Origin of the sequence: Streptomyces sp. NPDC056883, from assembly GCF_042788835.1 — a bacterium.
Taxonomy (GTDB): domain Bacteria; phylum Actinomycetota; class Actinomycetes; order Streptomycetales; family Streptomycetaceae; genus Streptomyces; species Streptomyces stoeckheimensis.
Map to the genome: position 1 here is coordinate 166068 of NZ_JBHUBS010000017.1, position 15497 is coordinate 181564.

At 71.9% G+C, this 15497-nt stretch carries 10 protein-coding genes; all 10 read right to left on the minus strand.

What is annotated here, in order from left to right:
- Nucleotides 1–101: 101 nt before the first annotated feature.
- Complete coding sequence (locus ACFRU2_RS32750; protein WP_382979150.1) at nt 102–464, minus strand: DUF5372 family protein; 363 nt, start codon at nt 462–464, stop codon at nt 102–104.
- Nucleotides 461–727, minus strand: a complete 267-nt coding sequence (locus ACFRU2_RS32755; protein WP_382979153.1) for a ferredoxin — start codon at nt 725–727, stop codon at nt 461–463. Before ACFRU2_RS32755 ends, ACFRU2_RS32750 begins: the two co-directional genes overlap by 4 nt.
- The gene (locus tag ACFRU2_RS32760; RefSeq protein ID WP_382979155.1) at nt 684–1943 is read right to left on the minus strand and encodes a cytochrome P450; all 1260 of its coding nucleotides are present in this window, start codon (nt 1941–1943) and stop codon (nt 684–686) included. Before ACFRU2_RS32760 ends, ACFRU2_RS32755 begins: the two co-directional genes overlap by 44 nt.
- Before the next feature lie 66 nt (nt 1944–2009).
- On the minus strand, nt 2010–3461 hold the full coding sequence (locus ACFRU2_RS32765) for an aldehyde dehydrogenase family protein (protein WP_382979157.1): 1452 nt from the start codon (nt 3459–3461) through the stop codon (nt 2010–2012).
- Entirely contained in the window at nt 3458–4852 is a 1395-nt protein-coding gene (locus ACFRU2_RS32770; RefSeq protein WP_382979160.1) for a cytochrome P450, read from the minus strand. Before ACFRU2_RS32770 ends, ACFRU2_RS32765 begins: the two co-directional genes overlap by 4 nt.
- A gap of 58 nt (nt 4853–4910) precedes the next feature.
- Nucleotides 4911–5771: an oxidoreductase gene (locus tag ACFRU2_RS32775; RefSeq protein WP_382979163.1), complete on the minus strand. Its 861-nt coding sequence runs from the start codon at nt 5769–5771 to the stop codon at nt 4911–4913.
- 173 nt (nt 5772–5944) lie between these two features.
- A complete protein-coding gene (locus ACFRU2_RS32780) occupies nt 5945–6379 on the minus strand; it encodes an ester cyclase (RefSeq protein ID WP_382979166.1) in 435 nt (144 codons plus the stop codon).
- Between the two features lie 47 nt (nt 6380–6426).
- Nucleotides 6427–8871 carry a KR domain-containing protein gene (locus ACFRU2_RS32785; protein WP_382979169.1) on the minus strand — a complete coding sequence of 815 codons (2445 nt, stop codon included), beginning with the start codon at nt 8869–8871 and terminating at the stop codon, nt 6427–6429.
- Nucleotides 8868–14921 (minus strand): SDR family oxidoreductase, encoded by a 6054-nt coding sequence (locus ACFRU2_RS32790; RefSeq protein WP_382979172.1) that lies wholly within the window; start codon nt 14919–14921, stop codon nt 8868–8870. Before ACFRU2_RS32790 ends, ACFRU2_RS32785 begins: the two co-directional genes overlap by 4 nt.
- Before the next feature lie 26 nt (nt 14922–14947).
- Nucleotides 14948–15497 (minus strand): acyl carrier protein (locus tag ACFRU2_RS32795; RefSeq protein WP_382979175.1); only part of this gene is annotated, 550 nt, incomplete at its 5' end.

Sequence of the window (15497 nt, forward strand, 5' to 3'; positions counted from 1 at the left end):
CGGGGGTTTGGGGGGGGGGGTGGGGAGCGAGGGAGATTTTCTTGGTGTGTGGCGCACCCTGTACGGCACACCTCTTGGGCTCCCCCGCCCCCCCTGCCCCGCTACGCCTCCGCGGAGTACCGGTCCGCGGGCGCTTCGATGCCGGCGAGCAGACCGACCGTCTCCTCGACCGAGGTGCGCAGCCGGAGCAGCGCGGCCGTGGACACCTGGAAAGCCGGCCCGCCGGCCTCCGGCCGGCGGGCGCGGTGGGCCCGTCCGCAGTCGGCGACGGGCTCCGCCGCCGGCCACTCCGTCCAGGACCGCAGTACGCTCACCCGCCCGCCGTCCGGGCCGTCGCAGACGAGGATTTCGGTCGGGCCCCGCCCACGCCTGGCCCGCACGTTCAGCCGCCTCCCGCGGAAGGGGTGCGTCGGATGCGTGACGGTGACCACCCCGTCCCGCCCGCCCGGTCCGTGGTCGGTCATTCCGGCGGGGCCAGCTGTCTTCCCGAGGTGGACTCGCGTACGAAGACCGCTTCCATCGGGCAGGTTTCCGCCGCCTCCAGTACCGCTTCGTCGGCCTCGACGAGGGGCCGCACCGGTTGGGCCCGTCCGCCCCGCAGTTCGAAGTGGCCGGGCGCGATCGACACGCACACCCCGGATCCCTGACACTGCGTCCTCTCGACGGACAGCGCCCAGCGCTGTTCATTCACCGGAGGCCCCGCTCCCGGCCGCGGTACCCGCCGCACGGACGGCGTCGATGCGGATCTCCGCGTAGGAGACCTGCATCCGGTCCGGACCCCTGACCGAGACGTGCGGGCGGTAGCGCAGGCTCTCGTCGTCCAGGCGGGGCTCGACGAAGGCCTGCGCGAAGGCGTTGAGCGCGATCCCCCCTTCCAGTCGGGCCAGGACGGAGCCGAGGCAGAAGTGCGGCCCGGCGGCGAAGCCGAGGTGCCCGGGGTCCCCCCGGGTGATGTCGAAGGTGTCGGGATCCTCGTGTACCTCGGGGTCGCGGTTCGCGGCGGCGAGCAGGACCAGGAGCGGCGTGCCGGCCGCCACGTGGGTGTCCCCGATCGTGAACGGCTCACGCGCGATCCGGGTGATCATCTGGGCCGGGGCGTCGTAGCGCAGGACCTCTTCGACGGCGGCTTCGGCGAGTTCGGGGCGTTCGCGCAGGAGACGCAGCTGCTCCGGATGCCGCAGCAGGCCCAGGATCCCGTTGAGGATCAGGTTCGCGGTGGTCTCGTGCCCGGCGACGAGCAACAGGGTGCAGGTGATGATCAGTTCGCGCTCGGTGAGCTGATCGCCCTGCTCCTCGGCCGATATCAGTTCGGACAGGACGTCGGCGCGGGGCGTCTGCTTGCGTTCCGCGATCAGTCGGCCGAAGTAGCCGACGAAGCCCGCGCGGGCCTCCTCGACCTCCTGCACCACCTCGGTGGACAGCTCTCCCGGGACCAGCTGGGGGTCGACGGTGTAGGCGATGGACCGCGCCCACTTCTCGAAGACGGGGTGGTCCTCCCTCGGGACGCCGAGCATCTCGCAGATGACGCGCACGGGCAGCGGGTAGGCGAAGGCGGACACGATGTCAGTGGTGCCTCCCCCCGCCGCGATCTCCGTCAGGAGCTCCCGGACGATCTCCTCGATGCGCGGCCGCCACTGCTGGATGAGGCGGGGCTTGAACGCCTTGCCGGCCAGCCTGCGCAGCCTCGTGTGGTCGGGGGCGTCGAGATTCATCAGGTTCGGCATCTGGGGGACCTTGGTGACCCCGGACCCCTGTCGGTCGCTGCTGACCTTGGGGCTCCTGAGGACGGTCTCGCAGTCCGAGCGGCGTCCCACGACGACGATGCCGCTCGCCGGATCGGTGTAGGGGGATGCCTCGCGCAGCGTTCGCAGGAGCGGGTACGGATCGGGCCGTACAGCCGGGTCCGCGAGCCGGGCCAGGTCGGGCGACAGGGATGTGGTCACGATGTCCGTTCTCCGTGGGGAAACGACGTCTTGAGGTGGGGCAGGGTGGGGGCGCGCTTCCGCCGGCTACCGGCCGTACAGGGCGCGCATCATGCGGACCAGGGTCTGCATCGTTCCCGGGGCCCGGCCGAAGGAATTGGGCTGCATGAGCGGGCGGAACCGCTGGCTGGTGACGGCCTGGGTGCGGGTGAACTCCCGCAGTCCGTCCGGTCCGTGGACCCGGCCGAAGCCGGAGTCGCCGACGCCGCCGAAGGGCAGGGCGGGTATGCCCGCGAAGGCGATCACGGCGTTGACCGACACCATGCCGGCGCGCAGCCGGCCGGCGATGCGCCGGCCCTGGCTCCGGTCGCCGGTGTACACCGAGGCGCCCAGCCCGTAGGCGCTCGCGTTGACCTGGTCGACCGCCTCGTCCACGCAGGTCACGCGGTTGACGACGAGCACCGGGCCGAAGGTCTCCTCGGTGAGCGCGACGGAGTCCTCGGGTACGTCGGCCAGGACGATCGGGGCCACGTAGGGCGGGGTGAACGACTCCGTGCCGCCGAGGACGACGCGCGCGCCGCGCGCCACGGCGTCCCGTACGTGGGCCTTGATGATCTCGAGCTGACGCGGCAGCACGATCGGGCCGAGGTCGGCGTCGGGCCGGTCGCCGGTGCGCAGCGCTGCCGCCCGGTCGCCGACCAGCCGCAGGAAGCGGTCGGCCACCTCGGAGACCACGTACACCCGCTCCAGGCCCACGCAGGTCTGGCCGGCGTTGGACATCGCGGCCCACACGGCGGCGTCGGCGGCGGCGTCGAGGTCGGCGTCCGCGGCGACGATCATGGCGTCCTTGCCGCCGCCTTCGATCACCACGGGGGTCAGGTTCTCGGCACACGCAGCCATGACCCGTCGCCCGGTGGCGCTGGAGCCGGTGAAGGAGATCTTGTCGACGGCCGCCCGGCACAGCGCCGCCCCGGTCTCCCCGCTGCCGGTGACGACCCGCAGGACCCGAGGGCCGTCGACGGCTTCGGCCAGTGTGTCGGCGAGCCACTGGCCCACGGCGGGGGTCAGCTCGCTCGGTTTGAGCACGACCGTGTTGCCCGCGGCGAGCGCGGCGGACACCGGCCCGATGGGGATGAACGCCGGGTAGTTCCAGGGGCCGATGACGCCCACCACTCCCAGCGGCCGGTACTCCACCGTGGCCGACTGGTTGAACATCAGCAGGCCGGACGGGACCCGGCGGCGCCCGAGCACCTTCCCGGCGTGCGCGGCGGCCCAGCGCAGGTGATCGGCGACGAGGATGACCTCGAGGCGGGCGTCGTCGGCCGTCTTGCCCGTTTCGGCGCGGATCACGTCGACCAGCTCGTCCGCGCGCCGCAGGATCAGCACGCGCCAGGCGTCGAGGGCCTTCTTGCGTCCGGCGAAGCCGATTCCCGCCCACCAGGGCTGGGCTTCGCGCGCGGCGGCGACGGCCGCGCCGACCGCTCCGGGCCCCGACGTCACATCCGTCTCGTGGCGGGGAGCGGGCGTCTCGGTGGTCATCCGCGCACCCCCCGGTCGCGGGATTCGGGCAGGACCAGGACCTTGGACCGCGGGCGCAGCGAGATGGCGGTGTCCCCGTAGCGCAGGGACTCGCCGGGCACCAGGCTGAGGCGGAACCGCTGGTGGATCATCGCCACGATCATCCGCAGCTCGAGGAGCGCCATGAAGTTGCCGATGCACATCCTGGCACCGGCGCCGAAGGGGAAGTAGGCCATCTTCGGGCGCTCCTTGACCTTGTCGGGGTCGAAGCGGTGCGGGTCGAAGGCCTCCGGGTTCTGCCAGTGGCGCGGGTTGCGGTGGGAGACCAGCGGCGACAGCAGGACGGAGGACTTCGCGGGGATGTGGAAGCCGGCGAGCTCGTCGTCGGCGACGGCGTCGCGGGGGTAGATCCAGATGGGCGGGTACATCCGCAGGCTCTCGTCCACCACCTGATTGGTGTAGCGCAGCCGTTCCACGTCCTGGGCGGTCGGGGCCGCCTGGCCGAGCTCGCGGGCGAGCTCCTCGCTCATCTCCTCGGCGACACTCGGGTGGTTGGCGATCGACACGAGGGTCCAGAGCAGGGAGACGGCGGTGGTCTCGTGTCCGGCGAGATAGATGGTGAGCATCTCGTCACGGATCTCTTCGTCGCTCCACCGGGCTCCGGTCACGGGGTCGGTGGCGGCCTCGATCAGTTCCATCAGCGGGCCCTCGCCGGTGACCGCGTGATTGTCCCTGATCTCGGTGACGAGTCGGGTGAAGATCCTGCGGTCCCGTGCGATGAGGCGGTTGCGGCGGGTCGGCAGCCACGAGGGAAGCATCTCGCCGACCGAGCCGTGCTTGAACATCACCTCGATGACGTTGTTCACCACGTCCTTGAGCACGGGGGTGGCGGGGCGGATGTCATATCCGAACAGCGAGCGGCTCAGGGTGACGAGGGTCAGCCGCAGCGTCTCGGTGACCAGGTCGACGGGTTCGCCGCGACGGGCCTTGACCTCCCACTCGTCGAGCATCTCGGTGGTTGCCTGGACGACGCCCGGTTCGATGGCGGCGACCGCCTTCCGCAGGAACACGGGCTGGACCGCCCGCCGGTGCGCCTTCCAGTAGTCGCCGTCGGTGGTCAGCAGACCGTCGCCCATGACCGTGCGGAACTGCTCGTACAGCGTGCCGCGCACGTAGTTGCCGCTGTTCTCCTTCAGGACCCGGCCCACCGCGTCGGGCTCGGTCACCAGGTGGACCGTGTACGGACCCAGGCGCAGTCGGGAGACCTCCCCGTGGTCGCGCTGTGCGCGGAGCAGGAACTCGGCGGTGTCGCCCTTCCACTGGGGCAGGTTGCCCAGGAGGGGAACGCCTCGCGGTCCGGTCGCGGTCTTCCCGCGCGCCGTGGTCGCGGCGGTCGGCGCCGTCGTCGTCATGGTCTCGTCACCTCGTTGATTGGCCTTGGAGCGCTGCTGCCGGTCCCGCGTACGCGGGTCACGGGACGGGGAACTGGCGCCGGATGAAGGCGCTGTCGAAGATCCGGTCCGGGGTCAGGCGGCGCAGCGCGATGGTGCTGGCGGCGAGAAAGCCGACCGGGTAGCGGGCTCGTGGCCGTCGGGACCGTACGGCCTTGTCGATGGTTTCGGCGACCTGCTCGGGACCGATGGCGAAGGTGCCCGCGAGGGTCTTGCGCGTCCCGTTGTAGATCGCGTCGTAGTACGTGGCCGTGCGCTCGTGGAAGCCCCGGTACGGGGAGCCCGCGCGGTCCTGGCCGGACGGCAGGTGGTCCATGAAGGTCTGGCCCCACGGGGTGCGGACGGGACCGGGTTCGACGACCACGACCCTGATGCCGAAGCCGGCCACCTCCAGCCGCAGGGCGTCGCTCAGGGCTTCGATCGCGTGCTTGCTGGCGTGGTAGTAACCTCCGCCGGGCACCGCGTACTTGCCGAAGATCGACGATACGTTGACCACGGTGCCGCGTCCGCGTGCCCGCATGCCGGGCAGTGCCAGCTGGGTCAGCCGGACCAGGCCGAAGACATTGGTCTCGAACTGCTCCCGCACCTGGTCGAGCCCGGTTTCCTCGAAGGTGCCGGAGAGCCCGTATCCGGCATTGTTGACGAGCACGTCCACCGCGCCGTGTTCCGACTCGATCCGCTCCACGGCGCTACGGGCCGACTCGGGATCGGTGACGTCCAGCGCCAGGACGCGCATGCCGAGGTCGGCGAGGTCGGCGAGCGTCTCGGGCTTGCGCGCGGTGGCGTACACGGTGTGCCCGGCGGCGTGCAGCCGCAGTGCGGTGGCACGTCCGATGCCCGACGAACAACCGGTGATGAGAGCGGTCGGCGGGTGTGTCATCGCCCCTGCCTCTTCCTGTCGGTGGTGCCTGGTCTGTGGGTGGTCGATCGCTGTGGCTGACGGACCGCCGGGGACGCGGCATCGACGAAAAGTTCGCGCCCCCGGCAGTCCGGATCAGGCTCGGGGCCAAGGCCACGCGAGGGTGGTCAGCCGAGTCGGCCGAGTCGGCCGAGTCAGCCGAGCATCCCGAGCTGCTGGGCCAGCTCCATGCCGTCCATCGAGAACCAGCTCTCGACGATCTTGCCGTCGACGAAGTGGTCGATGACGATGCCGGAGATCTCGATCTTCTTGCCGCTCGCGGGGATGCCGTAGTAGTCCGCTCCCGAGTGGGTACCGCGAGCCGTGAACCGCTGGACGATCTTGTCGCCCTCCTCGATCCATTCCTCCACGACCACGTGGAGGTCCGGGAAGGAGTCGCGCTGGATCCGCACCCACTCGCGGAGGTGCTCGACGCCGTCGAAGCCGTCCGCCCGCGTGCCGTGGCTGATGTGGTCCGGGATCGCCTTCGCGTAGACGGCGTCGAGGTCGCCCTTGTTCAGGCAGTCCTCGTAGTAGTGCTCCAGCAGGCGGCGGTTGGCGCTGACCTGGGTGGGCTCGGTCGTGGTCATGATGACTCCTAGCGGTCTCGGTGGTTGGTGGTCGATGGTCGGGATGGTCATATGCGGTGGGCAGCGAGCCCGCGGATGCGGGCCACGGTGCTCCCGGTGGCGGCGTCGTCGATGCGCCAGACGCCCAGCGCGGGGTCGCCCGTCAGACGGACCCGTTCGGGGGTCGCCCGGTGCAGGGTCAGCCGGTGGACGACCAGGGGATCCGGCGTGGCGTAGAGACCCGGGGTGTGCTCGACGACCGCGCGCACGAGGTTTTCGATCGCGGCGATCGGCAGGACGCAGCCGGGAGGCTGCGGAACCGCCCAGAGGTCGTGCGGATGGCAGCGGCCCACCTCCGCGGTGATCCCGTGCGGTCCGGCCGGCAGCCAGCCCGCCATGGGGATCACCAGGCCCCGCCAGCCCAGTACCGGCGCACCGGTGAGCAGGGTGGTCACCGAGGAGGCCGCCGCGCGGTCGGGCCGCCGTTCGGCGAGCGGGGCCTCGGCGTCCGCCGCGCCCGCCGCCGGGGACTCGGAGAACACCAGGCGCATCCGCGCCGTGGCGCCGTCCTCGGCGGTGGCGCCGGAGGCGTCCACCGGACGGAAGGTGACCCGTACCGTCCACCGCCCGTCCTGCAGACCGACCGCCTGGACATCCCGGCGCAGCCGCAACGGGCCCTCGGAGGGGCACCGCAGCAGGGGCCAGGGCACCCACAGGTCCTCCACCGCCTGGAGGCCCTGCTCCGGCAGGTCCTGCGGGACCACCCATTCGGCGCCGCGCACGGCGCTTTCCAGCAGCAGACCCACGGGCAGCGCGGGCGCGCCCCCCACGGTGAAGTCGCCGATCGCCGGAATCGTCGACGGGTCGAACTCGACCACGGAGCACAGGCGGTCGTGGGCACGGAAGACCTCGGGCACGCCGAGATGGAACACCTTCGGGTAGGTCTCGGCGTAGCCGGGCAGGGAGTGCGGCATCGGGTAGCCCACGGCCTGCACGGGATCCAGCGCACGGCCGAGGGGACCGACGAAGGACACCTCGCCCCGGCTGCCGGCGAGCAGTTCGGCCCGCCAGTGCGCCAGCCCCTCGGCGACGTCCATGGCCGCCATGTACCGCAGGCTGGCCTCGAAGTTGGCGATCAGCCCCAGCTTGGCCCACGTCGGCCAGGCCAGAGTCATCACCGGGAAGGGGACCTGCCGTTCGGCCCACATGCCGAGCCGGGCCAGGCACTCGTTGGCGGCCGCGTAGTCGAACTGGCCGACCATGCCGCCCAGTCGGCCCGTCAGCGAGCCGACGGTGCACAGCAGCTTCAGGTCCCGGTCGCGTACCGCCCGGACGAGGTGGACGAAGGCGTCGACCTTGGTCGACACCACGGCGGTGATGTCCTCGTCCGACTTGTTGGGCAGCCTGGTCGGCCGGTCCACACCCGCGTTGTGGACGACGGCCGTGAGCTCCGGGAGCCCGGCCACGAGGGCCTGGACCTGCCCGCCGTCGGTGAAGTCGCACGGCCGGTATTCCAGCCGCAGCCCGTCGGCGCGCGCCGAGCGCAGCTGGGCCACGAGCTCCCAGGTGTTCTCCGCACGGGCGATGTCCTCGCGGATCCGGGAGACGCTGCGGCCCTCGCGGTGTCCGGCCCACAGCTCGGCCCGGCGCTCCGCCAGCGTACGAGGGGTGTACTGCTCCCAGGTGTCCTCGGCGGGCATCCCGGCCCGGCCGGTGACCACCGCGCGCAGGCCGAACTCGGTGCACAGCTGCCGGGCGAGGGCCATGCCGATGCCCCGTCCGCCGCCGCTGACCAGGACCGTGTCGGCGGCGCTCCACCGCACCGCCGGGCGGCCCGCAGGCACGCGTTCCGGGGAGAGCGTCCAGCGCCGGCCGTCCCGGTGGCCGATCTCGCTGAGGCCGGGACGCGACAGCTCCGAGACGATGAGCTCGGGCAGCTCGGCCATGGCGTCGAGGGCGATGTCCAGTGCCCGTGCGCGGCAGTTGGGGATCTCCCGGTGGAGGGTCTTGGCGAGTCCGGCCCACAGTCCACCCAGCGGCTGGGCCAGGTCGTCGTCCGGGTGGTAGCCCATGCCGCCGCCGAGGTAGGTGACGGCGAGGTACGTCAGCCGGTCGGCTGCCGTCTCCCGGCTCCACGCGGCGTAGCAGTCCCGGAGCACCCCGAACGTGCGCAGCAGGGCGCCCTGCCACTGCCCGGAGGACCCGGATGCGAAGCGCTCGGCCAGCGTCAGGTCCACGATGGTGTCGGGGGCCGTGCCGGGAGCGGCATCCGGTGCGACGGTCGCGCCCCGGTCGCGCAGCGCGGCCCGTACCCGCTCGGCGGTGGCACCGTCGCCGCCCACGACCAGGACCCGGCGGCCCGCGAGGGGCTGCGTCGGCCCTTCGGCCGGGGCCGGAGTCAGGCGCCACAGCATGCGCTGCACCGGCCGGGTCGCCGGGTCGGCGCCCGCCTCCGGGGCGGCCGCCACAGCCCGGGTCAGGGCCATGGCCTCGGGCTCGGTCCGTACGGTCATACCGCTGCCGCCGTTCGGCCGGCCGGGACCTGCGCGGGCGGGTGGATCACGCCGGTGGCGGGGTCCAGGTGCCCGATCACCGTGGCGTCCAGATCCTTCATCTGTGCCACGACCCGGCCGTCGGGTGCCACGGCGACGAACCGGTTGCCCTCCTGCCGCTCTCCCGAGAAACCGGGATTCGTGACGTACAGGTCCAAGGCCCCGTACTGCCGGGTGAGTTCGATGTCGTTCGCGCTCTGGTACAGGTCGATCCGTCGGATCGACAGAGGTGCGGCGACCGGGACGAGCCCGTCGACCGGGTCCAGTACGCCCGTACGGGCCATCGCGTCGAGCAGTACGGCCGGCATCAGGAACTCGCCCCAGGGACCGGTCCGCTCGTCGAGGCGCGGACGGTACAGGGACCGGGCTCCCCTTGGGTGCCTGCGGGTGCCGCTCGTCGCGTGGAAGGCGCCGCTGAGCAGCACCGGAGCCGAGGGGACGTGGTAGGGGTCGGTGACGGCGTACTCGCCCTCGGCGTCCCACTTCTCCCACGTCGGAGCGGCGGGGAAGGACCCGCTGACCAGGACACGGGCGGTGAAGTGCGGTTTGTCGGAGACGAGCAGGACGCCCGTGGGGGCCACCACGTCGTGGGTGATGGAGACGCTCACGGTGGTCAGGTCGCCGTGCCGCTCGGTGATGCGGGCGGTGATCTTCTTCGGGCTCTGGGCCACGCCCTCCCGGACTTGCAGGAAGTGCAGGAAGCGCACGTCCTCGAAGGCCACGACGCACCCGCCCGGGACCAGGCTGAGAGCGGCCTCGGCCGCGATCTCGGTGACGAAGGTGCCGGGCAGGGTGGGCACACCGCGTACCAGGTGCCCGGCGAGGTATCCGTCCGCGTCCAGGTCGAAGGGGCACTCGAAGCGAACCGTGTCGCCGCCTTCCCCTGCCTCGGCGGTGCGGCGCAGGTAGAACCGCCCGCGGCCGGCGGAGGGGTCTGCCGCGTGGGTCGGCCGGTCGAGGTAGCCGGGGTAGAAGGACTCCACCGTGGCGCGCTCCGCCGTGCCGAGGTGCACCAGGGAGGGCACGCGGTGCGGGGTGGTGAGTTCCGACAGGAAATGCTGGACGCCCTCGGCGACCGGCATGTGCGTGTAGGAGCCGGCTCGTTTGAAGTACTCGCGGGTCAGCTCGTTGGCGCCCATGCCGACTTCGTCCCACAGGGTCCAGCCGATGACGAACTCGTCGATGCCGGCCGCCTGCGCCGCGTAGGCCGCGGCCGTCGCCAGGTAGTCGTTCCCCGAGGCGTAGTCGGCTTCGCCGCGCTGGCCGAAGAAGCCGAGCAGCGAGCCGAAGTCGCACCATATGCGCGGCGGCCGTCCGCGGAGCGCACGGTGCAGGTTGCGGTGCGCCGCCACCTTGAGGTCGCGGATCCGGCGGAACTCGCCGAAGTCCTTGTCCTGGATCAGAGCGGACCGGTTCAGACCGGGTGCGTTGATGACGAGGTCGATCCGCCCGTGCTCGGCGAACACCGTGTCCACGGCCGCGCGCACCGAGTCCTCGTCACGGGCGTCGCAGGTCAGGTAGGTCACCCGGCCCGCGCCGCTGTGCCGGGTCATGCGCTCCAGGTTCCGGCGCGCGGCGCGCGCGTCGGCCATCCGGTCGAAGCTCCCGCTGATCTCGGCGACGCTCCGTCCGCCCGCCTTCAGCTGCTTCGAGATGTACGCGGCGCGGGTGGCCGCGAACTCCTCGTCCGTACCCTCGAAAGTCTCCGCCGGGTACGAGTCGACGGGGTTGCTGCCCAGGGCGTAGATCCGGCTGCCGTACCGCTCCGCGACGGCTGCCAGGAGTTCGGCGGTGATGCCCCGGGCGCCGCCCAGGGCGACGATGACGGACTCCCGTTCCAGCGGCGCTGCCGCGGGGGCGCCCGCGGCCGGGGCAGTGGCGCTCTGCCGGGCCAGCGCGGGGACGAGCCGGCGCGCGCCGTCGTGGTGGACGACCGGGAACGTACGGTCACTCACGCGCTCGGCACCGAGGAGCGCCGCGGCCGCGTCCGTGTCCGCGGTGGCCGCGAGGAGGGCGAAGGCCTGAGCGTCCGGCAGTTCGAGGCGCACGCACTTGACGAGCCCGGTGAACAGCCCGGCCAGCGGATGCGCCACCCCGTCCGGCAGGGCACCGAGAAGGGAGAACACCACGGAGGCCGAAGCACGGCCGAGCTCCTCGTAGCGCTGCTTGACCACCAGGAAGGCCACGTCGTGCAGGGCGGTGAGGCCCGGGTGTTCCGCGGTGAGGGCGGAGGCAGGCGGCGCGGAGGCCGACAGGTCGGTCACCAGGACGAGGTGGCGGACCGGGTGGGGGACCGTGCGCAGAGCCTCGGCGACGCTCTCGGGAGTGCCCTGGACGTAGTGCAGTCCGGGGCGCGGGGTACCCGCTTCGGTGGTGGTCAGCACCACACAGCCGGTGGCCGCTCCGATGAGCCGCTCGGCGAGCGCGGGCCGGTCGGTGAGGACGACGGCGCCGTCGGGGACGGCGGCCGGTACGGCGCCGTGCACGGTGGCGGGCTCGGGCCGCAGGGTGACGGCATGGCGTGCGACGAGCCCGGTGACGTCCGCGGGCGGCTGCGCCCGGAGCACGGCCGGTGCGGTGGTGCGCTCCGGGGACTCGGGGCCGGTCACCAGCAGGCGGGTCGCCACGTCGTGGCCGTTCTCCCGGCACCGGATCTCCGTGGCACCGGTGGTCCGCTGCAGGGCGCGCAGGATGTCCACCGCACCCGCGGCGCCGAGGTAGCGGCTGTACTCCCCTCGGGAGCCGCAGTCGATGACGGAGCGGCCCCCGTCCGTGCGGACGGCCGGTGTCCGGGCCCCTGACTCGGCCTCGTCTACGAAGCCGAGGATCTGCAGGCCCGCTTCCTCGGCTGCCCGTTCGGTGGTGAGGCCGAACAGGAAGGCGCCCTCGGCGGGGTCGACCGGCTCTTCGAAGACCTCGCCGAGCAGGTCCCGGTACTCGGGCAGGCTGTTGCCGTTGATCCCGCCGGCGAGGACGAAGTCCAGCTCACCGCTGTGCAGGTAGCGGGCGGCGGTCGCGAAGGCCGACACCGTCGAGGCGAGACCGGCGTCCAGCGTGATGTTGGGGCCGTTGAGGTCGAAGTAGTTCGCCACCCGGGCGGAGATGACGTTCGGCATCATGCCCGGGAAGGAGTCCTCGTTCGACGGCGGGACCATCGAGCGGACCCGCTCGCGCAGCCCGTCGAGGAGGCCGTTGAGCCCGGGAGTCGAGGCGAGTTCGCCGTCCTCGCGCAGTCCGCGCTCGATGTCGTCGAGGTAGCAGCGGTTGGCGTAGAGCATGGCGGCGCGGGTGGGGCCCATGTGCCCGATCACGACGCCGGTGCGCTTCGAGTGGCGCTGCCAGAACTCCGGCAGCTGGTCGCGCAGGTCGTGGGCGCAGGCCAGGATCATCAACTGGCACCGGTCGATGGTCCGTACGGTCGCGGGAGGCATCCGGACCTGCTGGAACGGCGGCGTCGGGTACTTGTCGCCGAATCCGCTGGGCACTTCCCGGGAGCCCGACAGCCAGTCGAGCACCTGCTCGCGTGCGTCCACTCCGGGGAGCTTCGCCGACCAGCCGACAACGGCGATGCGGTCCGCGGTCGTGATGGGATCCGAGGTTCCGGCGGTGGCCCGCGCTGCGGGTGCGGCCTGTGCGGGCCGGTCGGCCCGTACCGCCTGTGCGGCCCGTGTGGTCTGTTCGGTCAGGATGAGATGGGCGTTGGTGCCACCGAATCCGAAACCGGAGATCGCCGCCGTGCGGGCCTTCCCGGTCACGGCCGGCCAGGGGCGCGCGCTACTGGAGATCTCCAGCTGCGAACTCTCCAGCTCGAACGTGCCGGGCGGGGAGGAGAACCGGTACTGGCCCGGGATGGTCTCCTCCCGCATGGCGAGGATCGACTCGATCAGCGACACCACGCCGGCCGCCCAGCCGGTGTGGCCGATCAGGGACTTGTTGGAGGTCACCGCCGTCGCCCGGTCGAGGCCGTAGTGCTGGCGCAGGGTGGTGAACTCCGCAAGGTCGCCCGCGGGGGTGCCGGTGGCGTGCGCGTTGACCCAGTCGACGTCCGAGCCGTCGATGCCGCCGGCCTCCAGCGCCCGCTGGACGGCCAGGTTCTGCCCGGTCGAGCTGGGAGCGTAGATCGCCTTGCCCTTGCCGTCGGACGAGGACCCGAAGGCCTTCAGCACGCCGAGCACGCGGTCCCCGTCGGCCCTGGCCCGGCTCATGCGCTTGAGTACGACGACTCCTGCGCCGTCGGCGAAGATGACCCCGTCCGCCTCGGCGTCCAGCGCGTGCACCGCCCCCCGCTCGGACAGGCCCTTGAGCTTGGAGAACAGGACGGTCCCGCGAGGCGCCAGGGCGAAGGCCCCGCCGCACACCGCGATGTCCTGCTTGCCCATCAGCAGGCCCTTGATGCCGATGTCTATGGCGTAGAGGGAGGAGGAGCAGGCGGTGTCGACCATCTGCATCTGCGTGGAGTCCGGCAGGACTCCGGCCATGGCCTGGCGACCCACCTGGTGCGGCAGGAAGCGGGGGGTCGTCGTGGCACCACGGTGGTAGCGCCCGGACAGGACCTCGTCGACGCGGCCGAGGAGACCGGTCCGCGCATCGTCGGACATGTCCATGCCCGCGGCGACCTCGGCCGTCAGATGCCGGGCCGCGGCCAGGACGCCGGCCTCTTCGAGGTGCTGGCTGCCGTCGGCCGTGTAACCGACGTGGAACGAGAACCGGTCGAAGGAATCGTGCCGGACCCCTTCCAGCGCCTGGACCAGCGAGTGCCGCAGCCACAGGGTGGTGAGCTCGGTCTCGTCGGGGGTGTCGGACAACCCCTCGAGTGCGGCCCGCTCGGGGTGGAAGTCGGTGATGAACACGCATGTGTCCTGGTACGACTTGTCCTCGTCGGTCCGCTCGCGGGAGGAGAAGTTCGCCCGCTCCCAGCGGTCTTCGGGAACCTCGATGAACAGCTCACGGCCCGTGGTGCGCAGCTGCCAGAACTCCTCCGGGGTGCTGGCGCCGCTGACCGCGAGACCCATGCCGACGACGGCGATGTCGTTGTCGTCGTACGCCTCGTCCAACCCCTCGGCGTACCCGTCGACGGACTCGGCCGGGTCTGAGCCCGTCGCCTCCGCGGGTGTCTCCACCGCTTCGGAATCCTGTCCGGCCGCTCCCGCTCCCGCCTCCGCCTGCTCCACGCCCGGCGTCGCCGTCGTGGCCGCGACGGCCGTGCCCCTCGTCGTGGCCTCGGCTGCCTTTGCCGACGGGGAGAGCAGCGGGGCCCCCAGCGTGAGGCCGCCGTCGGCCAGGATCACCTGGCCGGTGATCCAGGAGGCCCGGTCCGATGCCAGGAAGGCCACGACCTCCGCGAACTCCTGCGGTGTGCCGAGGCGCCCCAGCGGGGTGCCCGCGATGATCGCGGCCTGCATGTCCTCGGAGTCCGGGAACGCGTCGGCGACCTCGCTGGTGAGCATCGCCGCCGACGCGGTGTTGACGCGGATGTTCAACGGCGCGAACTCCACGGCCAGGTAGCGGGCGGCCGCCTCGAGGGCTGCCTTCGCCGGAGCGCAGGCGAGGTAGTTCGCCATGACCATCTGGGAGCCGCCGAGCGCGGACACGTTGACGATGGAGCCGCCCCCCGTGCGCGCCATCAGCGGGGCGGCGGCGCGGGCACAGCGCAGACCGCCCTTGAGGTTGGTGTCCAGGGCCTTGTCGAGAAGTTCGTCGGTGACCTCGGGCCCCGGTACGAGTGCGCCGTTGGCCGCGTTGTTGACGAGGATGTCGAGCCGTCCGAAGCGGCGCTCGACCTCGGCGAACATCTTGGCGACCTGTTCGGGTCGCGCCACGGACGCGCGCAGCAGGTCGACCTCGGCGCCGAGCGCCCGCAGCTCCTCTTGGGTCTGCTTGGCCTGCTCGTGGGAGTGGAAGTAGTTGATCAGTACGTGGGCTCCGCGCTCGGCCAGCGTGGTGGCGATGGCCTTGCCCACGTTCCGGGCGCCACCGGTGACGAGGGCGATCTTGCCGCTCAAGTCCTTCATGGGGGTCTCTCCTCCGGTCCGCCCGCTCACGCCGCGGCGCTCTCGAGCTGCAGACGGCCGAGTTCGTTGTCGATGAGGCCGGCGATCTTGTCGAGGGTTTCGTAGTCGCCGAGTCGGAAGTCCGAGGAGCGGGCGGGCAGTCCGTAGTGGGTCGATGCCCGGGAGAGGAGTTCGACCTGCTTGACGGAGTCCACGCCCAGTTCGGCTTCGAGGAGTGCTTCGGGGGTGAAGACTTCCTCGGGGTATTCGAGTGCCTCGGCGTACAGGGAGCGGACGGTCGCGAAGACCTCGGCGCGCACGGGTCGGCCCGCGGCCGCAGCCGGGACCGCAGCCGCGTACGGCTGCTGCTCGGGCACCGGCTCGGCGGAGCCCGCCAGGGACCGCAGCTCCTCCTCGATGAGGCCGGCGATCTTGTCGAGGGTTTCGTAGTCGCCGAGTCGGAAGTCCGAGGAGCGGGCGGGCAGTCCGTAGTGGGCCGACGCCCGGGAGAGGAGTTCGACCTGCTTGACGGAGTCCACGCCCAGTTCGGCTTCGAGGAGTGCTTCGGGGGTGAAGACTTCCTCGGGGTATTCGAGT